Source organism: Uliginosibacterium sp. H1 (assembly GCF_036017065.1).
Lineage (GTDB): Bacteria > Pseudomonadota > Gammaproteobacteria > Burkholderiales > Rhodocyclaceae > Uliginosibacterium.
In genome coordinates this window covers 1718720-1739422 of sequence record NZ_JAYXHR010000001.1, presented here as the reverse complement: position 1 = coordinate 1739422, position 20703 = coordinate 1718720, and the positions used below count along the sequence as shown (strand labels likewise).

The window sequence follows — 20703 nt, the reverse complement described above, 5'->3', positions numbered from 1 at the left end:
ATGGCCCGCCTCAACGCCCTCATCGTCGTGCTGCTGGTGGCCAGCGCACTCGCCGCCGTGTCGATGCAGCACCAGTCGCGCAAGCTGGTGGCCGCCATCGAGCGCGAGCAGAACCGTGCCCGCGCCCTGGATGTCGAATGGGGGCAGTTGCAGATCGAGAGTGGCACCTGGGCAGCCCATGCGCGCGTCGAAAAGATTGCGCGTGAAAAACTGGCCATGGTGACGCCACAGCATCAGGCCCTGGTCACATTGGACGGCATGCCGACGCAAGGCGCGGCGCCGGGAGGCATCGGGCGATGAAGCGCAATTTCACCTTCAACCACAACCCGCTGCTCTGTGAGCGCCTGCCGGAATGGCGGGCGCGTTTTGTATTGGTGGCCCTGTTGCTGGGTTCCTTCGCGCTGGTCGGCCGTGCGATGTACCTGCAGGGCGTGAATACCGAGTTCCTGCAGACCAAGGGCGAAGCCCGCTACGCCCGCACGCTGACGATGCCGGCCAACCGCGGCCGCATTCTCGACCGCCACGGCGAGCCGCTGGCGATGAGCACGCCGGTGAAGTCGATCGCCGCCATTCCCGATGCCGCCAACCTCAACCAGCAGCAGGTGCGCGACCTGGCCCGCGTGCTGGAAATGGAAGCCAGCGAGATCAACCGCCGCCTGTCCAGCGAACGCGATTTCGTGTTCCTCAAGCGCAGCGTGTCGCCGGCCGTGGCGCAGCGCGTGGCCGACCTCAAGCTGCCGGGCGTGCGCGCCGAATCCGAGTACCGCCGCTACTACCCGGTGGGGGATGTCACGGCGCACGTCGTCGGCTTCACCAGCATCGACGACCGCGGCCAGGAAGGCATCGAGCTGGCGATGGACCAGCAGCTCATCGGCAAGCCGGGCGCGCGGCGCGTCATCCACGACCGTCGCGGCCAGATCGTCGAGGACGTGCAGTCCATCCGCCTGCCGCAGGACGGCCGCGACATCGTGCTGTCGCTGGACGCCAAGATCCAGTACCTGGCGCACAGCGCGCTGAAACAGGCGGTGCAGCAGCACCAGGCGAAGGCTGGCGGCGTGGTGGTGCTGGACGCCAAGACCGGCGAAGTGCTGGCCCTGGTGAACAACCCGACCTATAACCCGAACAACCGGGTCAAGCTGACCGGTGCGCAGTTGCGCAACCGCGCGCTGACGGACAGCTTCGAGCCGGGCTCCACCATGAAGCCGCTCACCGGCGCGCTGGCGCTGGAAATGAACAAGGTGCGTCCGGACACGCTGATCGACACCAACAATGGTCGCCTGACCATCGAGGGCGCCACCATCACCGACGCGCACCCGCACGGCATCATGAGCGTGGCGCAGATCATCCAGAAGTCCTCCAACGTCGGCTCGGCCAAGATGGTCCAGAGCATCCGGCCGGAGGAGATGTGGAACATGTTCGATGCGCTTGGCTTCGGCTCGCCCCTGGGTACCGGCTTCCCCGGTGAGGTCGGCGGCCGTCTGCGTCCGTGGAAGCACTGGCGCCCGATCGAACAGGCCACCATGGCGTATGGCCACGGCATTTCGGTGACGCTGATGCAGATGGCGCACTCCTATCAGGTGTTTGCACGCGGTGGCGAACTGCTGCCGCTGTCGCTGACCCGCGTCGATGCACCGCCCCTGCATGGCAAGCAGGTGTTCAGTCCGGAAGTGGCGAAGCAGATGCTCGCCATGATGGAGACCGTCACCCAGGAGGGCGGCACGGCACCGCAGGCGCAGGTCCCCGGCTACCGGGTGGCCGGCAAGACCGGTACCGCCTACAAGGTCGAGAGCGGCCGCTATGCCAAGAAGTACGTGTCCTCTTTCGTCGGGCTGGCGCCGGCCTCCGACCCGCGCCTGATCGTCGCGGTGATGATCGACGAGCCCTCCGTCGGCGGCCACTACGGTGGCGGCGTGGCCGGCCCGGTGTTCGCCTCGGTCATGGGCGGTGCCCTGCGCAGCATGGGCGTGCGGCCGGATGCGCCAGCAGCGGCGCAGCAACTGGCCCGCCAGAACGCCACCCGCCCGGCCGGAGACGCGATGTGATGCAGAGCCCCTCGCTCGCCAGCGCCATGCTGAACCTCCTGCACGCCGAAGGCATCGTGCCGAAGCGCGTCTGTGCGGACTCGCGCATGGTCAAGCCGGGCGACGTCTTCCTGGCCTACCCTGGCCATGCGGTGGATGGCCGCCGCTTCATCGCCGACGCGGTGGAGCGCGGCGCGGTGGCGGTGCTGTGGGAGCGGGACGGCTACGAGTGGGACGCAGGACTGAACGTACCCAACGTGCCGGTCGACCAGTTGCGCTGGCTGGCTGGCGAGATTGCCGACGAGGTGTTCGGCCGCCCCAGCGAGCAGATGGTGACGGTCGGCGTCACGGGCACCAACGGCAAGACCTCGGTGACGCAGTGGCTGGCCCGTGCGTTCGGTGTGCTCGGCAAGAAGTGCGCGGTCATCGGCACCCTGGGCATGGGTTTCCCGGGGCGCCTGAATCCATCATCCAACACCACGCCGGACGCGATCCTGCTGCAGGAGCAGCTGGCCCGTTTCCGCGCGGAAGGTGCCCAGGCGGTGGCGATGGAAGTGTCCTCCATCGGCCTCGACCAGGGCCGCATCAACGGTTGCCGCATCAATATCGCGGTGCTGACCAACCTGACCCGCGACCACCTCGACTACCACCAGACCATGGAGCGCTACGCTGCGGCGAAGTCGAAGCTGTTCGACCGCCCCGAGCTGAAGGCCGTGGTGCTGAACCTGGATGACCTGATGGGCGTGTCGCTGGCGCGCCGCCTGCAGGGCCGTGGCATCGAGGTCGTCGGCTATACGCTGATTCCGGACAACGCGCTGGCCGCACCGTCCTCCCGCGTGCTGGTGGCAGAGCACCTGCGCACCACCGCCACCGGCTTGCGCTTCACCGTGGTCTGCGAAGACCAGCGCGCGGATGTCAGCGTCGCGCTGGTCGGCCAGTTCAACGTCTCCAACCTGCTGGCCGTCGTGGCGGTGCTGATGCAGGCGGGATACACCCTGCAGCAGGCGGTCGACACCGCTGGCGACCTGACGCCGCCGGAAGGGCGGATGCAGACGGTCGGCGGCGTGGGCGAGCCGCTGGTGGTGGTCGACTATGCCCACACGCCGGATGCCCTGGAGCAGGCCCTGCTGGCACTGCGCCATACCGCCATGTCGCGCAACGGCAGCCTGGTGTGCGTGTTCGGTTGCGGCGGTGATCGCGATCCGGGCAAGCGCCCGCTGATGGGCGACGTGGCGGCACGGTTGTCGCAGCGCGTGGTGGTGACCAGCGACAACCCGCGCAGCGAGGATCCGCGCGCCATCATGGACGCGGTGCTGAAGGGTGCGCCGGAAGCGCTGGCCATCGAGGACCGCAGCGAGGCGATCCGCTCGACGATCGGCGGCGCGGATGCGAACGACGTGATCCTCATTGCCGGCAAGGGCCACGAGAACTACCAGGAGGTGCGCGGTGAGCGCACCCACTTCAGCGATGTCGAACAGGCGCGTGCGGCACTGGCCGCCTGGAACCGTGCCCAGGAGCTGCGCTCATGATGAATCTCATCGAAGCCGCGCAGGCCACTGGCGGCGTTCTGACCGGCGGTGACGACAGCTTCGAGGGGGTCGGCACCGATACTCGCGGCGTGCTGGCCCGTACCTTGTTCGTCGCCCTGCGTGGCGAGCGTTTCGATGGCCACAGCTTCATTGCCCAGGCAGCCGAGGCGGGCGCTTCGGCCGCCATGGTGGATCGCGACATCGCGGTGGAGGCGCCGGCCGGTTTTCCGCTGCTGAAGGTGGACAACACGCGCCTGGCGCTGGGCCGCCTGGCCGCGCACTGGCGTCGCAAGTTCGCGCTGCCCGTCATCGGCGTGACCGGCAGCAACGGCAAGACGACGGTCAAGGAAATGTGCGCCGCGATCCTGCGTGCAGCCTATCCGGCCGAAGGTGCCGTGCTGGCCACCCAGGGCAACCTGAACAACGACATCGGCCTGCCGCAGATGCTGCTGCGCCTGTCCGCCACGCATCGCGCCGCGGTGTTCGAGATGGGCATGAACCGTCCCGGCGAGATCGGCTACCTCGCCAGTCTTGCCGCGCCCGGTGTGGCCGTGGTGACCAACGCCCAGCGTGCCCACCTGGCCGGCATGGGCGAACTGACCGCGGTGGCGACGGAGAAGGGTGCCATCTTCGGCGCGCTGGACGCGCAGGGCATCGCGGCGATCAACGCCGACGACGCGCATGCCGCCCTGTGGCGCCAGATGGCAGCACCGCGCCGTGTGGTCAGCTTCGGCCTCGCACCGGATGCGGACGTCACGGCCACCCACGAGCCGATGAATTTCGGCAGCCGCATCGCACTGCGGTCGCCGGCAGGCGAGGCGAGCATCGCGCTGCGCGTTCCGGGCGTGCACAACGTGCGCAACGCGCTGGCCGCCGCTGCGGCCACGCTGGCGGCAGGTGTGCCGCTTGCCGCGGTGGTCGCCGGGCTGGAAGGCTTTGGCGGCGCCAAGGGGCGCCTGCAGATCCGCGCCGCCAATGGCGGCGCCGTGCTGCTGGACGACACCTACAACGCTAACCCGGACTCCGTGCGCGCCGGCATCGACGTGCTGGCCTCGGCGGCGGGGCGCAAGATCCTCGTGCTGGGCGACATGGGCGAGATCGGCGAGATGAGCGCCCAGTACCACGACGAAGTCGGCGGCTATGCCAAGAGCCAGGGGGTCGACCACCTGCTCGCACTCGGCGACCAGAGCGCGCTGGCGGCCCGCAATTTCGGTGTCGGTGGCGAGCATTTTGCGACGGTCGAGGAACTGGTGGCTGCGCTGCGGCCGATGCTCAAGCCCGACGCGGTGGTGCTGGTCAAGGGGTCACGTTTCATGCGCATGGAGCGCGTGAGCGACGCCGTGGCCGTGGCCGCATCCTCGCAGCCGACAACCGAAACGAAGAACTAGACACATGCTGCTCGAACTTGCCCTCTGGCTCGGCCAGGACATCCGCGCCTTCAACGTGTTCGGCTACATCACGTTGCGGACGATGCTGGCCGCGCTGACCGCGCTGGTCATCTCCTTCATCTTCGGGCCCGGCGTGATCCGCTGGCTGGCGGCCAAGAAGATCGGCCAGGCGGTGCGCGACGACGGCCCCAAGTCGCACCTCACCAAGGCCGGTACGCCGACCATGGGCGGCGCCCTGATCCTCATCGCGGTGGCCATCACCATCCTGCTGTGGGGCAACCTCGACAACCGCTACGTGTGGGTCGTGCTGTTCGTGACCCTGGGCTTCGGCGCCGTCGGCTGGGTGGATGACTGGCGCAAGGTCGTGCATCGCGACCCCAAGGGCCTGGCGTCGCGCTGGAAGTACCTGTGGACGTCGCTGATCGCGGCTGCCGCGGCGATCTACCTGGGTTTCAGTGCCGACTTCCCGGCACAGACCGAGCTGATCGTGCCCTTCTTCAAGTCGGTGGCCTACCCGCTGGGTGTGTTCGGCTTCATCGCGCTGACCTACTTCACCATCAACGGCACCAGCCACGCGGTGAACCTCACCGACGGCCTGGACGGCTTGGCGATCATGCCCACCGTGATGGTCACCGCCGCGCTGGCGATCTTCGCCTACGTGGCCGGCCACGTCGGTTTCTCCAAGTACCTCGGCGTGCCCTACATCGAAGGCGCTGGCGAACTCGCCGTACTGTGCGGCGCGATCTGCGGCGCGGGCCTCGGCTTCCTGTGGTTCAACGCCTACCCGGCGGAAGTCTTCATGGGTGACGTGGGCGCACTGGCGCTCGGCGCGGCCATGGGCACCATCGCGGTCATCGTGCGGCAAGAGGTCGTGCTGTTCATCATGGGCGGCCTGTTCGTCGCCGAGACCCTGTCGGTGATGCTGCAGGTGGCGTACTTCAAGTGGACCGGCGGCAAGCGCATCTTCCGCATGGCGCCGCTGCACCACCACTACGAACTGGGCGGCTGGAAGGAAACGCAGGTGGTCGTGCGCTTCTGGATCATCACCCTGATGCTGGTGCTGTTCGGCCTCTCCACCCTCAAGCTGCGCTGACCCCAGACCGACTCCCGACGACACCGCACATGCAGGCGCTGACACTGATTCTCGGACTGGGCGAAAGCGGGCTGGCGATGGCCCGCTGGCTGTCACGCCAGGGCCACGCGCTGCGCGTCGCCGATTCGCGCGCCCAGCCGCCGGGTGTCGATGACCTGCGAAGCAGCGTGCCGGCCGCCACGCTGCATGCCGGCCCCTTCGCCGACAGCCTGCTCGATGGTGTCAGCCAGGTGGCGATCAGCCCCGGCCTGTCCATCGACGAGCCGCTGGTGCGCAAGGCGCGCACCCTCGGCGTCCCGGTGGTGGGGGAGATCGAGCTCTTTGCACAGGCCCTGCCGACGCTGCCCAAGCCCGCGAAGCTGCTGGCGATCACGGGGACCAACGGCAAGACCACGACGACCACGCTCACCGGCGAACTGGTGCGCGCCTGCGGCCTGGATGCCGCGGTGGCCGGCAACATCTCGCCCTCCGCGCTCACCGAACTGATGCGTCGCATCGACGCCAAGGAACTGCCCGACGCGTGGGTGCTGGAACTCTCCAGCTTCCAGCTGGAAAGCACCACCTCGCTGCGGCCTGACGCGGCGACCGTGCTCAACGTCAGTGACGATCACCTCGACCGCCACGGCAATCTGCAGACCTACGCCGGCGCCAAGACCCGCATCTTTTCCGGTGAGGGCGTGCAGGTGCTCAACCGTGACGACGCCCTGGTGCACGACATGGCCCTGCCGGGTCGGCGTGTCGTCAGCTTTGGCCTGGATGTCCCGACGCGCGACCAGTACGGTGTGCGCGACGGCTGGCTGGCGCGTGGCGACGAGGCCTTGATGGCCGCCGCGGAACTGCGGCTGGCTGGCCAGCACAACGTTGCCAACGCCCTGGCCGCGCTGGCGCTGTGCGAAGCCGTCGGCTTGCCGCGTGCCGCCTTGATCGGTGCGCTGCGCGAATTCCGCGGCCTGCCGCACCGCGTCGAACGCATTGCGCGGCGTGGCGACGGCGTGGAGTTCTTCGACGATTCCAAGGGCACCAACGTCGGCGCCACGCTGGCCGCCGTGCAGGGCATGGGCCGCCCGGTGGTGCTGATCGCCGGTGGCGATGGCAAGGGGCAGGACTTCGCACCGCTGGCGCCCGCGCTCGCACGGCACGCGCGTGCCCTGGTGCTGATCGGTCGTGACGCGCCGCTGATCCAGTCCGCCGTGGCTGGCAGTGATGTGAAGGTGCTGCATGGCCGCGACATGGCCGACGCGGTAGGCGCCGCCAGTACCGTCGCGCAGGCAGGGGATGCGGTGCTGCTGTCGCCGGCCTGTGCCAGCTTCGACATGTTCCGTAACTATGCCCACCGCGCGCAGGTCTTCTGCGAGGCCGTGTGGGCGCTGCCAGGAGTGGAGCGCGCATGAAGGCGCTGTCACTGTTCAACCAGTTCAACGATTGGCGTCGCAACGTCGGCGCCTTCGACAACCGCGCCACCTACCGCGCGGTCGGTCGCCTGGGGGGCGCGAGCCATCAGGAGCGGGAGCTCGACGCACTGCTGTTCTGGTCCGCCAGCGCACTGCTGCTGTTCGGCCTGGTGATGGTCTACTCGTCGTCGATCGCCTTCGCCGAAGGCAGCCGCCTGTCCGGTCATCAATCGCACTTCTTCCTGCTGCGTCACGCGGTGTTCCTGACCATCGGCGTGGTGGCCGGCACCGCGGCCTTCCAGATGCCGGTGCGCATCTGGCAGCAGATGGCACCGACCCTGTTCTTCATCGGCATCGTGTTGCTGGTGCTGGTGCTGATCCCCGGCATCGGCAAGGAGGTGAACGGCGCGCGGCGCTGGATCGGTCTCGGCCCGATCAACATGCAGCCGTCCGAGCTGATGAAGGTCTTCGTCGCGCTGTACGCTGCCGACTACACCGTGCGCAAGCTGCCCGACATGTCCAGCTTCAAGCGCGCCTTCCTGCCCATGGCTGGCGTCGTGCTGCTGGTCGGCGCGCTGCTGCTGCGCGAGCCGGACTTCGGTGCCTTCGTGGTCATCACCTGCATCGCCTTCGGCATCCTGTTCCTCGGTGGCCTGAACGCACGCATCTTCGCCTTGCTGCTGGTCGTAGCCCTGCTGGGTTTCGCCGTGCTGGCGATTACTTCGCCGTACCGCCTGGAGCGCCTGGTGAACTTCGTCGACCCTTGGAAGAACGAGCTCACCAGCGGCTACCAGCTCACCCACGCGCTGATCGCCTTCGGTCGCGGCGAATGGTTCGGCGTCGGCCTCGGTGCCAGCGTCGAGAAGCTGTTCTACCTGCCGGAAGCGCACACCGACTTCATCCTCGCCGTGGTGGCGGAGGAGCTGGGCTTCGCTGGCGTGATGACGGTGGTGGTGCTGTTCGCGGTGCTGGTGCAGCGCGCCTTCGCCATCGGCCGCCAGGCCCTGCAACTCGACCGCTTCTTCGCCGGCCTCGTCGCGCAAGGCATCGGCCTGTGGATCGGCGTGCAGTCCTTCATCAACATGGGCGTGAACATGGGTCTGTTGCCCACCAAGGGCCTCACCCTGCCGCTGATGAGCTTCGGCGGCTCCGGCATCGTTGCCAACTGCATCGCGCTGGGCATCCTGCTCCGGATCGACTGGGAAAACCGACAAGTCATGCGGGGTGCCGCATGACTTGTCGGTTTCGGCGTAGCGGCGCAGCCGCGCAGCCAAAACACTCCAACCAATCGGGGTGCCGCATGACTTGTCGGTTTCGGCGTAGCGGCGCAGCCGTGCAGCCAGAACACTCCGCCCGGTCGGGGTACTGCATGAGTCTGTCCGGACGTAGCGGCGTTGCCGCGCTGCCAGGACGCTCCAATCCTCCCGGGGGCAGTGCCTGATGCCCAAGCTGCTCGTCATGGCGGGTGGGACTGGCGGGCACATCTACCCTGGCATTGCCGTCGCCGAAGCCCTGCGCGCCCGCGGCTGGTCCGTGGCCTGGCTGGGCAACGCCGAGGGCATGGAGGCGCGCATCGTTCCCCAGCAGGGTTACGAGGTGGCCTGGGTGCAGTTCTCCGCGCTGCGGGGCAAGGGCGTGCTGCGCATGCTGCTGCTGCCGCTCAACCTGTTGCGCGGCTTCTGGCAGGCCCTGGGGGCATTGCGCCGCGTGCGTCCCGACGTGGTGCTCGGCATGGGCGGCTACGTCACTTTTCCCGGCGGCATGATGGCTGCGCTGATCGGCCGCCCCCTGGTGCTGCATGAGCAGAACTCCGTGGCCGGCCTGGCCAACCGCGTACTGGCGGCCGTGGCGGACCGGATCGTCAGCGGCTTTCCCGAAGTGCTGAAAGATGCGCAGTGGGTGGGTAACCCGGTGCGCGCCGACATCGCCGCCTTGCCCGATCCGGCCGAGCGTTTCGCAGGCCGCAGCGGCCCGCTGCGCGTCCTCATCGTCGGCGGCTCGCTCGGGGCGCAGGCGCTGAACGAGGCGGTGCCCAAGGCGCTGGCCTTGCTGCCGCCGGCACAGCGTCCGCTGGTGGTGCATCAGTCGGGCGAGAAGCAGCTGCCCATCCTGCAGCAGGCCTACGCCCGCGCAGGTGTGGAAGGCGAGCTGGTGTCCTTCATCAAGAACATGGCAGAGCGTTACGCCGAGGCGGACCTGGTGATCTGCCGCGCCGGCGCGCTGACGGTCGCGGAGCTGGCGGCTGCGGGCATCGGCAGCGTGCTGGTGCCTTTCCCGCATGCGGTGGACGACCACCAGACCGGCAACGCGCGCTTCCTGTCCGAGCATGGCGCGGCCATCCTGCTGCCGCAGACCGAACTCAGCCCCGCACGACTCGCGCGCCTGCTCGGCGAGCTGGATCGCGCGCGTTTGCTGGAGATGGCCCAGGCGGCGCGCGCGCAGTCCCGGCCGACTGCCGCCGAGGCCGTGGCCAGCATCTGCGAGGGCCTGGTGAAGCCATGAGCGTTCTCGCGGGCAAGCCGGAAAAAAATCCCGTCTGCCGCACAGCCAGCAGGCTGGCCGTGGAGAGCCTCCGTCGCCCAGCGTCAAGACGTGAACTGGGGGGCGATTTCTGCAACACTGCGGGCCGCTCGCGCGTGCGCGCGGAAATGCGGCAGCACGTGTGGCCGCACGTGCGCGCAAAGAATCTTGTCGGTGCCCATCGCCATGGGGCCGGCAAGCCCGCCTCAGTCCTGTCTCAAGATCCGAACATGTCCGTTGCAGTTTTCCCGTCGTGCGCCCTCCGTGGAGGCCGCGCATGAAGCACAAGGTCCGTCACATCCATTTCGTCGGCGTCGGTGGCGCCGGCATGAGCGGCATCGCCGAGGTGCTCGCCAACCAGGGCTTCACCGTCAGCGGTTCCGACCTTTCGGCCAGTGCCACCACGCGCCGGCTCGAAGCGCTGGGCGTGCGTGTCCACATCGGCCATGATGCCGCCAACGTGCAGGAGGCCGATGCCATCGTGACCTCCACCGCCGTTCGCGGTGACAACCCGGAGGTCATCGAGGCACGCCGCCGCCAGCTGCCGGTGGTGCCGCGCGCCCAGATGCTGGCCGAGCTGATGCGCCTGAAGCAGGGCGTCGCGATCGCCGGCACCCATGGCAAGACGACGACCACCAGCCTGGTCGCCAGCATCCTCGCGGAGGGCGGGCTGGACCCGACCTTCGTCATCGGCGGCCGCCTCAATTCCGCGGGTGCCAATGCCAAGCTGGGCACCGGCGAATTCCTGGTCGCCGAAGCCGATGAGTCGGACGCGTCCTTCCTGTTCCTGAGTCCGGTGGTGTCGGTCGTCACCAACATCGACGCCGACCACATGGAGACCTACGGCCACGATTTCGCGAAGCTGCGCCAGTCCTTCGTCGATTTCCTGCACCGCCTGCCGTTCTACGGTGTCGCCGTGCTGTGCGTGGATGACCCGCACGTGCGCGAGATCATTCCCTTCGTGTCCAAGCAGATCGTGCGCTACGGCCTAGCGGAAGATGCCCAGGTGCGCGCCGAGAACGTGCGTGCCGTCGGCACCCAGATGCACTTCGACTGCGTGCGCCGCAACGGCGAAGTGACGCGCATGCCGGTGGTACTCAATCTGCCCGGTGTGCACAACGTGCAGAACGCGCTGGCCGCCATCGCGGTGGCGACCGAGCTGGGCGTCAGCGATGCGGCCATCTGCAAGGCGCTCGCCGAATTCCACGGCGTGGGCCGCCGCTTCCAGCGCTACGGCGAAGTGTCGCTGCCGGCGGGCGGGCAGTTCACGTTGATCGACGACTACGGCCACCACCCGGTGGAAATGGCCGCGACGCTGTCGGCGGCGCGTGGCGCCTATCCGGGCCGTCGCCTCGTGCTGGCTTTCCAGCCGCATCGCTACACCCGCACCCGTGACTGCTTCGAGGACTTCGTCCGCGTGCTGGGTACGGTGGATGCGCTGGTGCTCGGCGAGGTGTATTCCGCCGGCGAGGCGCCGCTGGTGGCTGCCGACGGCCGCTCGCTGGCGCGTGCCCTGCGCGTGGCGGGAAAGGTTGAACCGGTGTTCGTGGAAGACGTGGCCGAGTTGCCGGCCCGCATTCTCGAAGTGGCGCAGGACGGCGATGTGGTGCTGACCATGGGCGCCGGCTCCATCGGCGGTGTGCCTGGCAAGCTGGCCAGTGCGGAAGCGTGAGACGCGAGATGAGTCAGTCGCCTGAATTCGGAAAAGTCGCGGTCCTGCTGGGTGGTCACTCGGCGGAGCGCGAGGTGTCGCTGATGTCCGGCAACGCCGTGCTGGCCGCCCTGCAGTCGCAGGGCGTCGATGCCCACGCCTTCGACCCCGCGAAACGTTCGCTGTCGGAGCTGAAGACGGACGGTTTCGAGCGCGCCTTCGTGGCGCTGCACGGTCGGGGTGGCGAAGATGGTTCGCTGCAGGGCGCCTTGCAGTGGATGGGCATCCCCTACACCGGCAGCGGCGTAATGGCCTCCGCCGTCTCCATGGACAAGTGGCGTACCAAGCTGGTGTGGATCGCCGCCGGTCTGCCGACGCCGCGCTTCCGCATCCTCTACGCCGATACCAACTGGGACGAAGTGGCACGCGAACTGGGCCTGCCGATCTTCGTGAAGCCGGTGCACGAAGGCTCCAGCGTCGGCGCCACCAAGGTCACCGACGCCTCGCAGCTGAAGGCCGCCTGGGAACTGGCGGCGCGCTACGACAGTCTGGTCATCGCGGAGGAGTTCGTCGATGGTGAGGAGCTGACCGCGCCCTTCCTCGGCGACAAGGCGCTGCCCCTGGTGCGCATCGTCGCGCCCGGCGGCAACTACGACTACCAGAACAAGTACTTCACCGACGTCGTGCAATACCACTGCCCGAGTGGCCTGCCGGCGGAGCAGGAATCCGCGCTGCAGGCCGTGATCCTGCGCGCCGCCCAGGCGCTGGGCTGCCGCGGCTGGGGACGCGCCGACCTGATGCTGCGGGATGGCAAGCCCTACCTGCTGGAAATGAACACCGCGCCCGGCATGACCGGCCATTCGCTGGTGCCCATGTCCGCACGCGCTGCCGGCATGAGCTTCGAGCAGTTGTGCGTGAACATCCTGGAGCTGGCGAGCCTTGACTAAGACGCCCGCCTTCGGCCGCAACCCCGGTGCCGCACGCGGCAAGCCGGGCGCTGCGCGCGCCGCGGGCGGGTTCTGGCATCGCCCGGAGCTGATGAATCTGGTGGCGGACGTGCTGTTGCTGGTGGCCTCCGTCGCCATCGGTTACGCCGTCGTGAAGGCGGTTGCCCGCCTGCCCGTGTTCGGCCTGCAGGAGGTGGTGGTCACTTCGCCGCTGGGGCAGGTGACGGGCGCGCAACTGGAATACGCCGCCAGCTCCTCGCTGCGTGGCAACTTCTTCACCGTCAATCTGGAAGACGCGCGCGCCGCCTTCGAGAAGCTCCCGTGGGTGCGCAGCGCGCAGTTGCGCCGCGTGTGGCCGGCCACCGTCGAGCTGAGCCTGGAAGAGCATGCCGCGGTTGCCTACTGGCGCGGCTCCGAGGGCGACATGCGCCTGATGAACAGCGAAGGCGAAGTCTTCGACGCAGCCAGCAACGCCGACATGCCGGTATTTTCCGGACCGCTGGACCGTGCGCCATCCATCCTGGCGCGCTACCGCGAATTCGACGAGATGTTCAGGTCCATCGGCCGCCATGTCGCCGGCGTCGCGCTGACCAGCCGCATGGCCTGGCAGCTGCGGCTGGACGACGGCATGGTGATCGAGCTGGGCCGTGACCAGATCAAGGCGCCGATCGACGATCGCCTCAAGCGTTTCATCGCCAACTACCCCCGGATGCAGGAAAGACTGGACCACCGCGTCGCGGTGGCGGACCTGAGATATCCCAGCGGTTTCGCCGTCAGGCTGGCCGCGGCACCCAAGGAAAAGAAATGAGCAGGGACAGCAAGGATCTGATCGTCGGTCTCGACATCGGCACCTCCAAGATCACCGCCATGGTCGCCGAGCTGCGGCCCGATGGCCGCCTCGAAGTGGTGGGGGTGGGTACGCATCCCGCCAGCGGCCTGAAGAAGGGCGTGGTGGTGAACATCGAGGCGACGGTGGATGCGATCAGCCGCGTCGTGCAGGAGGTCGAGCTGATGGCCGACTGCAAGATCCGCGACGTCTACACCGGCATCGCCGGCAGCCACGTCCGCAGCTTCAACTCCAACGGCATGGTGGCGGTGAAGGACAAGGAAGTGTCGCCGCTGGACGTCGAGCGGGTGATCGAAGTGGCGCGCGCCATGCCGATCCCGGCCGACCAGCAGATCCTGCACATCCTGACCCAGGAATTCATCATCGACGGTCAGGACGGCGTGCGCGAGCCGATCGGCATGAGCGGCGTGAAGCTGGAAGTGAAGGTGCACATCATCACCGGCGCGGTGTCCGCCGCGCAGAACCTGCTGAAGTGCGTGCGCCGCTGCGGGCTGGAAGTCGTCGACCTGGTGCTGCAGCCGTTGGCGTCCAGTTTCTCTACGCTGTCGGAAGACGAAAAGGAACTGGGCGTGTGCCTGGTGGACATCGGCGGCGGCACCACCGATCTCGCCGTGTTCACGCAGGGGGCGATCCGCCACACGGCGGTGATCCCCATCGCCGGCGACCAGATCACCAACGACATCGCGATGGCCCTGCGCACGCCGACCGCCGAGGCGGAGGAGATCAAGCTGCGTCATGGTCTGGCCATGCAGGCGCTGGTCGACCCGGCCGAGATGATCGAAGTGCCCAGCGTCGGCGACCGTCCGCCGCGCAAGCTGTCGCGCCAGGCGCTGGCCGACGTGATCGAGCCGCGCGTCACCGAGCTCTACGAGCTGGTGCAGGCCGAACTGCGCCGCAGCGGTTACGAGGAACTGCTGTCCTCCGGCCTGGTCCTCACCGGGGGTACCGCCCAGCTTGCAGGCATCTGCGAACTCGGCGAAGAGCTGTTCCATCTGCCGGCGCGCATTGGCACGCCGGTCTACACCGGCAGCCTCGCGGATGTGATCTGCCAGCCGCAATACGCCAACGTGATGGGTCTCGTGCTCGAGGGCGCGGCACAGCGTCGACGTGGCATTCAGGCACGCGAAACACGCAACGTGAAGCAGATGTTCGCGCGCATGAAATCGTGGCTGGAGAAGAATTTTTGAACTGGATTTTTCGTTTCTGGCGTACTTGAGTACGTGCAGGTGAAATTGTTCTGCAATGCTTGTGCGCAGACAGGATATTTAGTAGTAGACTTCGCCGCTAATACTAGATTTAGGGGGTCGACGCAAATGCGTCGGTCTCCGATCAGCGGCACATTTGTGGCACATCAGGCCAAGGGGATGCATCCATGATCGAGATCGTTGAGAAGGAAGCCAGCGGTACCGTCATCAAGGTGATTGGCGTCGGCGGAGCCGGCGGCAACGCAGTCGATCACATGATCCGCGAGGGCGTTCAGGGTGTGGAGTTCGTCTGCTCCAACACCGACGCCCAGTCTCTCAAACGTTCTCTCGCTCCCGTCAAACTCTCGCTCGGCAAGACCGGCCTCGGCGCCGGTGCCAAGCCGGAAGCCGGCCGTGCGGCTGCGCTGGAAGAGCGCGAGCGCATCGCCGAAGCGCTGGAAGGTGCACACATGGTGTTCATCACCGCCGGCATGGGTGGCGGTACCGGCACCGGTGCTGCCCCGGTGGTCGCCGAAGTGGCGCGCGAGATGGGCATCCTGACCGTCGCGGTGGTGAGCAAGCCCTTCGACTTCGAGAACCGTATGCGCGTCGCCGACAGCGGCATCGAGGAACTCTCGAAGCACGTCGATTCGCTGATCGTCGTGCTGAACGACAAGCTGATGGAAGTCTACGGCGAGGAAGCCAGCTGCGAAGACTGTTTCCGCGCGGCAGACGAAGTGTTGAGGAAAGCAGTAGGCGGCATCGCCGAGATCATCAACGTGCCGGGCCTGGTGAACGTCGACTTCCAGGACGTGCGTACGCTGATGGCCGAGATGGGCCGCGCCATGATGGGTTCGGCCGAAGCGGCCGGTCTCGACCGCGCGCGCATCGCTGCCGAACAGGCTGCCGCCAGCCCGCTGCTGGAAGGCGTGGAACTGGCCGGCGCACGTGGCGTGCTGGTCAACATCACCGCCAGCCGTTCGCTGAAGATGTCCGAAGTGCGTGAAGCCGTGCAGACCGTGCGCGCCTTCGCCGCGGAAGAGGCCACCGTGTTCTACGGCACCGTCTTCGACGAGGCAATGGAAGACCGCATCCGCGTCACCGTGCTGGCCACCGGCCTCGGCACCCGCCGCGCTGCCGCTGCCCGCCCGGTGATGGTGGTCAACAAGACCGGCACCGACAACGTCGGCATGGAAGTGAACTACGGTGACCTGGAAATGCCCGCCGTGATCCGCCGCCGCGACACCCGCACCACCGTCGAGGCGATGAGCGCCAACGGCTTCGGCACCTACGACATCCCGGCCTTCCTGCGCAAGCAAGCCGACTGAGATCGTCGAGTCAACGCCTGGGGCGCAAGGGCCGTTAAGCGGGCCTTGCGCCCTTTGTCTTTGCGCCTGCCAGCGCGGCGGACTATCGGGCTGATTGATGCCATGGCGCACAAGCCCGGTTTGCCCCGGTGCTAAACTCGGCATCCGAAAACAGAATGATTTCAAGAAGATCCGCAGCATGATCCGCCAGCGCACCCTGAAGACGATTGTTGAAGCCACCGGCGTCGGCCTGCACGGCGGCGTACGCGTGCGTCTGCGCCTGCGGCCGGCTGCCCCGGATACCGGCATCGTCTTCCACCGCATCGATCTCGATCCCCCGGTCAGCCTGCCGGCCGATCCCTACGCGGTGTGCGATACCCGCATGTGCTCCGGCCTGGAGAAGGGCGACGCCAAGGTACGCACGGTCGAGCACCTTATGTCTGCCCTGGCGGGACTGGGTGTCGACAACTGCCACGTCGACATCGACGCACCGGAGATCCCCATTCTCGATGGCAGCTCCGCGCCTTTCGTCTACCTGTTGCAGAGCGCCGGCTTCGAGTTCCAGGATGCGCCGAAGCGCTTCCTGCGCGTGAAGAAGCCGGTCGAGTATCGCGAGGACGACAAGTGGGTGAAGCTGGAGCCCTACGACGGCTATCGCCTGAACTTCGCCATCAAGTTCAATCACCCGGCCATCGACCGCACCGGCACCGAGGTGACGGTGGATTTCGCCAGCCAGGACTACGCACGTGACGTGGCCCGTGCCCGCACCTTCGGCTTCATGCAGGAGGTGGAGGCGATGCGCAATGTCGGGCTGGCGCAGGGCGGCAGCCTGGACAACGCCATCGTGATGGACGAGTACCGCGTGCTGAACGCCGACGGCCTGCGCTATGCCGACGAGTTTGTGAAGCACAAGGTGCTGGATGCGATTGGCGACCTCTACCTGTGCGGCCACCTGTTGCTGGCCAGCTATAGCGCCTACAAGTCGGGCCACGCCCTGAACAACCAGATCCTGCGCGTGTTGCTGGAAGACAAGGAAGCGTGGGAGATCGTCACCTTCGAGGACACGGCCGCCATTCCCGCGCCGTTGCAAGGCCAGATCGCCTGGCAGGGTGCCTGACGCCGATGCTGATCCTGCGTTTCGTCGGGCTCATCCTGCTGGTCGCCATTGCCGTCTGCGCGGCGGCCTACCTGTTCACCCGTGATCGCCGCTACCTCAACTGGGCGCTGAAGACCTTCAAGGTCGGCGTAGCGGTTTCGCTGGTCTTCCTGGCGCTGATGGTGCTGGAGCGATTCCTCGCGCCGATGGTCTGACGCCTGGCCCGCAATTCAGCGCGACTTGGCGATCATCTCGCCGAGTGCGCGTGCCAACGCCGAGTCTTCCTTCAGCGAAGATTGCAGCGCCTTCAGGGACTGTTTTCCACCTTGCCCGATACTGCGCGGTGACACCGCGTCCGCTGGCGGCTCCGCCATTTCGCCGCGTGCCCGTACCCGTATGCGGATTCCCGTCACCGGCTCGCCGGCATTCTGAAGGTTCATGAGCAGGGTGGGCACGCTGAGCTTCAGGCGTGCGGCCAGCGCTGCGGAGCTGACGTGCAGTGCCAGCTCCCCGTCCTGCAGGTTCGCAACGGCGACGCGGCCGCGGTTGGCACGCGGCAGCACCTGGTCGATCGTGCGCTGCATGCGCACCAGGCGTGCGGCGTGATCACGCAGGCGCGTCAGCGCATCCGAGCCCCCCAGTACGCGTCCGATCGGACTTGCATTCACGCTGTCACATCCCCATCTAGAGTCTCGCGCCCTGTTGCGGAGCATCAGGCCACGCGGCAAGGCACCATGAACGGGCATGCTAGAATGCCCGACTTTTCCGTGCAAGCGCCTTGTTTCGCAAGCACAAATCCTTCAGCTCTCATTCACGTCCCGACATGATCGCAGGCCTGCTCAAAAAGGTATTCGGTAGCCGCAACGACCGGCTGGTCCGACAGTACACGAACAAGGTGCGCGCCATCAGCGCCCTCGAGCCACAGATGCAGGCCCTTTCCGACGAGGCCTTGCGGGCCAAGACGGACGAGTTCAAGCAACGTATTGCCAGCGGCACCGCGCTGGACGAACTGCTGCCGGAAGCCTTCGCGGTCGTCCGCGAGGCCGGCAAGCGCGTGCACGGCATGCGCCACTTCGACGTGCAGCTCGTCGGCGGCATGGTGCTGCACGAAGGCAAGATCTCCGAGATGCGCACCGGTGAAGGCAAGACGCTGACCGCGACCCTGCCGGTGTACCTCAATGCGCTGACCGGCAAGGGCGTGCACGTGGTGACGGTGAACGACTATCTCGCCGCCCGTGACGCGGACTGGATGGGCCGCATCTACCGCTTCCTCGGCCTGTCGGTGGGCGTGATCCTGTCGCAGCAGCCCAACGAGGAGAAGCAGGCTGCCTATGCGGCCGACATCACCTACGGCACCAACAACGAATTCGGTTTCGACTACCTGCGCGACAACATGGAGTACCGCGTGGAGGACAAGCGCCAGCGCGGCCTCCACTACGCCATCGTCGACGAGGTCGACTCCATCCTGATCGACGAAGCGCGTACGCCGCTGATCATCTCCGGCCAGGCTGACGATCACACCGACCTCTACCTCAAGATGAACGGCGTCGCGCCGCTGCTCTCGAAGCAGGAGGGCGAGGGTGACGACGTCACGGTGCCGGGCGATTTCACGGTGGACCTCAAGGCCCACCAGGTGCTGCTGACCGAGCAGGGCTACGAGAAGGCGGAGGAAATCCTGTCGCGCCTCGGCATCCTCGGCGAAGGCGCCAGCCTGTACGACCCGTCCAACATCCTGCTGATCCATCACCTGTACGCCTCGCTGCGGGCACACAACCTGTACCACCGCGACCAGCACTACGTGGTGCAGAACGGCGAGGTGGTGATCGTCGACGAATTCACCGGCCGCCTGATGGCGGGCCGTCGCTGGTCCGAAGGCCTGCACCAGGCCGTCGAGGCGAAGGAAGGCGTGGCCATCAAGGCCGAGAACCAGACGCTCGCGTCCATCACCTTCCAGAACTACTTCCGCATGTACGGCAAGCTCGCCGGCATGACCGGTACGGCCGACACCGAGGCCTACGAGTTCCACAACATCTACGGCCTGGAGACGGTGATCATCCCGACCAACCGGCCTATGGTCCGCAAGGACCAGAACGACCTGGTGTACCGTACGGCGCAGGAGAAGTACGACGCCATCATCGCGGACATCAAGGAATGCCACGGCCGTGGCCAGCCGGTGCTGGTGGGTACCACCTCCATCGAGAACTCCGAGCTGCTGGCGCAACTGATGGAGCGCGAGAAGCTGCCGCACCAGGTGCTGAACGCCAAGCAGCATGCCCGCGAAGCCGACATCGTCACCCAGGCCGGTCGTCCCGGCGTGATCACGGTGGCCACCAACATGGCCGGTCGCGGTACCGACATCGTGCTGGGCGGCAGCGTCGAGAAGACCATCGCCGCCTTGAAGGAAGATGAGTCCGTGCCGGAAGCCGAGCGCGAAGCGAAGGTCGCGGCGCTGAAGAGCGAGTGGCAGGTCCTGCACGACCAGGTGCTGGCGGCCGGCGGCCTGAAGATCATCGGTACCGAGCGCCACGAGTCGCGTCGTATCGACAACCAGCTGCGCGGCCGTTCCGGTCGCCAGGGTGACCCGGGCGAGAGCCGCTTCTACCTGTCGCTGGATGATCCGCTGATGAAGATCTTCGGCGGCGAGCGCCTGGCCTCCATCATGCAGCGCCTGAAGATGCCGGAAGGCGAGCCGATCGAGGCCGGCATGATCAACCGCTCGCTGGAGTCCGCCCAGCGCAAGGTCGAGCAGCGCAACTTCGACATCCGCAAGCAGCTGCTGGAATACGACGACGTCGCCAACGACCAGCGCAAGGTCATCTACCAGCAGCGCAACGAACTGCTGGAAGCCAGCGACATCTCGGAAACCGTCGTCGCCATGCGCCAGGGTGTGCTGAGCGACCTGTTCCGCCAGTACGTGCCGGCCGAGTCGGTCGAAGAGCAATGGGACCTGGCCGGCTTCGAGCGCGCGCTGGAAGGCGAATTCCAGATCAAGCTGCCGGTGGTGGAGTGGGGCAAGAACGAGACCAACCTGTCCGACGAAGACATCCTGGCCCGCGTCATCGAGCATGCCGACAAGTCCTACGCCGACAAGGTCGCGCTGGTGAACCTGGAAGCCTGGCAGGGCTTCGAGCGCAACGTGATGCTGAACAACCTGGACCAGCACTGGCGTGAGCACCTCTCCGCGCTGGATCACCTGCGTTCCGGTATCCACCTGCGCAGCTACGCCCAGAAGAACCCCAAGCAGGAATACAAGCGCGAAGCCTTCGAACTGTTCGACCACCTGCTGACCACCGTCCGCAACGACGTCACCAAGCTGCTGCTGACGGTGCAGGTGCGCAACGAAGAGCAGATCGAGGAAGTGGCCGAGCAGCATCCGGGTGTCGACAACGTGCAGTACCACCACGCCGACTACGACGAGGCGCTGGCTGCCGCGGCGACCGCAAGCAAGCAACCCTTGCCGCAGGGCGCGGGGCTGCCGAAGGTGGGGCGCAACGATCCGTGTCCTTGCGGCTCAGGCAAAAAATACAAGCACTGCCACGGGACGTTGGCCTGAGTTTCAACTGAGGCTACTGCGTGGGCCGATCTCGAAACTCCGGTACTCAACGTACTGCTCGTACGTCTCCGTTCCTCGTTTCGACCTCGACCCGCTCGCTACGCTCTCCGCCAAGGTCCGGCGGTGAAGCGGAGTGAGGAGAAAAGAAGCCAACCCTTGGGTTGGCTTCCTTCGTT

The 20703-nt window shown here is 66.9% G+C and carries 17 protein-coding genes; 16 read left to right on the top strand and 1 reads right to left on the bottom strand.

Going from position 1 to position 20703, the window contains the following annotated elements; genetic code table 11:
- The 15 genes from ftsL to VVD47_RS07770 all read left to right on the top strand — a co-directional run bounded on the left by ftsL (window position 1) and on the right by VVD47_RS07770 (window position 17189).
- Window positions 1-300, top strand: coding sequence for a cell division protein FtsL (gene ftsL, locus VVD47_RS07840; RefSeq protein WP_327602847.1), 300 nt, complete (start codon window positions 1-3; stop codon window positions 298-300).
- Window positions 297-2042, top strand: a complete 1746-nt coding sequence (locus tag VVD47_RS07835; protein WP_327602846.1) for a peptidoglycan D,D-transpeptidase FtsI family protein — start codon at window positions 297-299, stop codon at window positions 2040-2042. The genes ftsL and VVD47_RS07835 overlap by 4 nt, the downstream gene beginning before the upstream one ends.
- The gene (locus tag VVD47_RS07830) at window positions 2042-3550 is read left to right on the top strand and encodes a UDP-N-acetylmuramoyl-L-alanyl-D-glutamate--2,6-diaminopimelate ligase (protein WP_327602845.1); all 1509 of its coding nucleotides are present in this window, start codon (window positions 2042-2044) and stop codon (window positions 3548-3550) included. The genes VVD47_RS07835 and VVD47_RS07830 overlap by 1 nt, the downstream gene beginning before the upstream one ends.
- Complete coding sequence (locus VVD47_RS07825; RefSeq protein WP_327602844.1) at window positions 3547-4938, top strand: UDP-N-acetylmuramoyl-tripeptide--D-alanyl-D-alanine ligase; 1392 nt, start codon at window positions 3547-3549, stop codon at window positions 4936-4938. The genes VVD47_RS07830 and VVD47_RS07825 overlap by 4 nt, the downstream gene beginning before the upstream one ends.
- A gap of 4 nt (window positions 4939-4942) precedes the next feature.
- Window positions 4943-6031 carry a phospho-N-acetylmuramoyl-pentapeptide-transferase gene (gene mraY, locus VVD47_RS07820; RefSeq protein ID WP_327602843.1) on the top strand — a complete coding sequence of 363 codons (1089 nt, stop codon included), beginning with the start codon at window positions 4943-4945 and terminating at the stop codon, window positions 6029-6031.
- A 29-nt stretch (window positions 6032-6060) separates the two neighbouring features.
- Window positions 6061-7422 (top strand): UDP-N-acetylmuramoyl-L-alanine--D-glutamate ligase, encoded by a 1362-nt coding sequence (murD, locus tag VVD47_RS07815; protein WP_327602842.1) that lies wholly within the window; start codon window positions 6061-6063, stop codon window positions 7420-7422.
- Window positions 7419-8657 (top strand): putative lipid II flippase FtsW, encoded by a 1239-nt coding sequence (gene ftsW / locus VVD47_RS07810; RefSeq protein ID WP_327602841.1) that lies wholly within the window; start codon window positions 7419-7421, stop codon window positions 8655-8657. The genes murD and ftsW overlap by 4 nt, the downstream gene beginning before the upstream one ends.
- 205 nt (window positions 8658-8862) lie before the next feature.
- The gene (gene murG, locus VVD47_RS07805; protein ID WP_327602840.1) at window positions 8863-9924 is read left to right on the top strand and encodes an undecaprenyldiphospho-muramoylpentapeptide beta-N-acetylglucosaminyltransferase; all 1062 of its coding nucleotides are present in this window, start codon (window positions 8863-8865) and stop codon (window positions 9922-9924) included.
- A gap of 295 nt (window positions 9925-10219) precedes the next feature.
- Window positions 10220-11614 (top strand): UDP-N-acetylmuramate--L-alanine ligase, encoded by a 1395-nt coding sequence (gene murC, locus VVD47_RS07800; RefSeq protein WP_327602839.1) that lies wholly within the window; start codon window positions 10220-10222, stop codon window positions 11612-11614.
- An 8-nt stretch (window positions 11615-11622) separates the two neighbouring features.
- Window positions 11623-12540, top strand: a complete 918-nt coding sequence (locus tag VVD47_RS07795) for a D-alanine--D-alanine ligase (protein WP_327602838.1) — start codon at window positions 11623-11625, stop codon at window positions 12538-12540.
- Window positions 12533-13348, top strand: a complete 816-nt coding sequence (locus tag VVD47_RS07790) for a cell division protein FtsQ/DivIB (RefSeq protein WP_327602837.1) — start codon at window positions 12533-12535, stop codon at window positions 13346-13348. The genes VVD47_RS07795 and VVD47_RS07790 overlap by 8 nt, the downstream gene beginning before the upstream one ends.
- The gene (gene ftsA / locus VVD47_RS07785; protein WP_327602836.1) at window positions 13345-14574 is read left to right on the top strand and encodes a cell division protein FtsA; all 1230 of its coding nucleotides are present in this window, start codon (window positions 13345-13347) and stop codon (window positions 14572-14574) included. The genes VVD47_RS07790 and ftsA overlap by 4 nt, the downstream gene beginning before the upstream one ends.
- A gap of 185 nt (window positions 14575-14759) precedes the next feature.
- Complete coding sequence (gene ftsZ, locus VVD47_RS07780; protein WP_327602835.1) at window positions 14760-15899, top strand: cell division protein FtsZ; 1140 nt, start codon at window positions 14760-14762, stop codon at window positions 15897-15899.
- Between the two features lie 178 nt (window positions 15900-16077).
- Complete coding sequence (gene lpxC, locus VVD47_RS07775; protein WP_327602834.1) at window positions 16078-16995, top strand: UDP-3-O-acyl-N-acetylglucosamine deacetylase; 918 nt, start codon at window positions 16078-16080, stop codon at window positions 16993-16995.
- Between the two features lie 5 nt (window positions 16996-17000).
- On the top strand, window positions 17001-17189 hold the full coding sequence (locus tag VVD47_RS07770) for a hypothetical protein (RefSeq protein WP_327602833.1): 189 nt from the start codon (window positions 17001-17003) through the stop codon (window positions 17187-17189).
- Window positions 17190-17204: 15 nt separating this feature from the next.
- On the opposite strand, the gene VVD47_RS07765 is transcribed toward VVD47_RS07770, so the two are convergent.
- Complete coding sequence (locus VVD47_RS07765) at window positions 17205-17642, bottom strand: DciA family protein (protein WP_327602832.1); 438 nt, start codon at window positions 17640-17642, stop codon at window positions 17205-17207.
- 155 nt (window positions 17643-17797) lie between these two features.
- Here VVD47_RS07765 and secA point away from each other — a divergent pair, with 155 nt between their 5' ends.
- Window positions 17798-20527 (top strand): preprotein translocase subunit SecA, encoded by a 2730-nt coding sequence (secA, locus tag VVD47_RS07760; protein WP_327602831.1) that lies wholly within the window; start codon window positions 17798-17800, stop codon window positions 20525-20527.
- The last annotated feature ends 176 nt before the right edge of the window (window positions 20528-20703 follow it).

Coding starts and splice junctions, on each gene's coding strand:
- ftsL (WP_327602847.1), top strand. CDS start 1: ATGGCCCGCCTCAACGCCCTCATCGTCGTGCTGCTGGTGGCCAGCGCA.
- VVD47_RS07835 (WP_327602846.1), top strand. CDS start 297: ATGAAGCGCAATTTCACCTTCAACCACAACCCGCTGCTCTGTGAGCGC.
- VVD47_RS07830 (WP_327602845.1), top strand. CDS start 2,042: ATGCAGAGCCCCTCGCTCGCCAGCGCCATGCTGAACCTCCTGCACGCC.
- VVD47_RS07825 (WP_327602844.1), top strand. CDS start 3,547: ATGATGAATCTCATCGAAGCCGCGCAGGCCACTGGCGGCGTTCTGACC.
- mraY (WP_327602843.1), top strand. CDS start 4,943: ATGCTGCTCGAACTTGCCCTCTGGCTCGGCCAGGACATCCGCGCCTTC.
- murD (WP_327602842.1), top strand. CDS start 6,061: ATGCAGGCGCTGACACTGATTCTCGGACTGGGCGAAAGCGGGCTGGCG.
- ftsW (WP_327602841.1), top strand. CDS start 7,419: ATGAAGGCGCTGTCACTGTTCAACCAGTTCAACGATTGGCGTCGCAAC.
- murG (WP_327602840.1), top strand. CDS start 8,863: ATGCCCAAGCTGCTCGTCATGGCGGGTGGGACTGGCGGGCACATCTAC.
- murC (WP_327602839.1), top strand. CDS start 10,220: ATGAAGCACAAGGTCCGTCACATCCATTTCGTCGGCGTCGGTGGCGCC.
- VVD47_RS07795 (WP_327602838.1), top strand. CDS start 11,623: ATGAGTCAGTCGCCTGAATTCGGAAAAGTCGCGGTCCTGCTGGGTGGT.
- ftsA (WP_327602836.1), top strand. CDS start 13,345: ATGAGCAGGGACAGCAAGGATCTGATCGTCGGTCTCGACATCGGCACC.
- ftsZ (WP_327602835.1), top strand. CDS start 14,760: ATGATCGAGATCGTTGAGAAGGAAGCCAGCGGTACCGTCATCAAGGTG.
- lpxC (WP_327602834.1), top strand. CDS start 16,078: ATGATCCGCCAGCGCACCCTGAAGACGATTGTTGAAGCCACCGGCGTC.
- VVD47_RS07770 (WP_327602833.1), top strand. CDS start 17,001: ATGCTGATCCTGCGTTTCGTCGGGCTCATCCTGCTGGTCGCCATTGCC.
- secA (WP_327602831.1), top strand. CDS start 17,798: ATGATCGCAGGCCTGCTCAAAAAGGTATTCGGTAGCCGCAACGACCGG.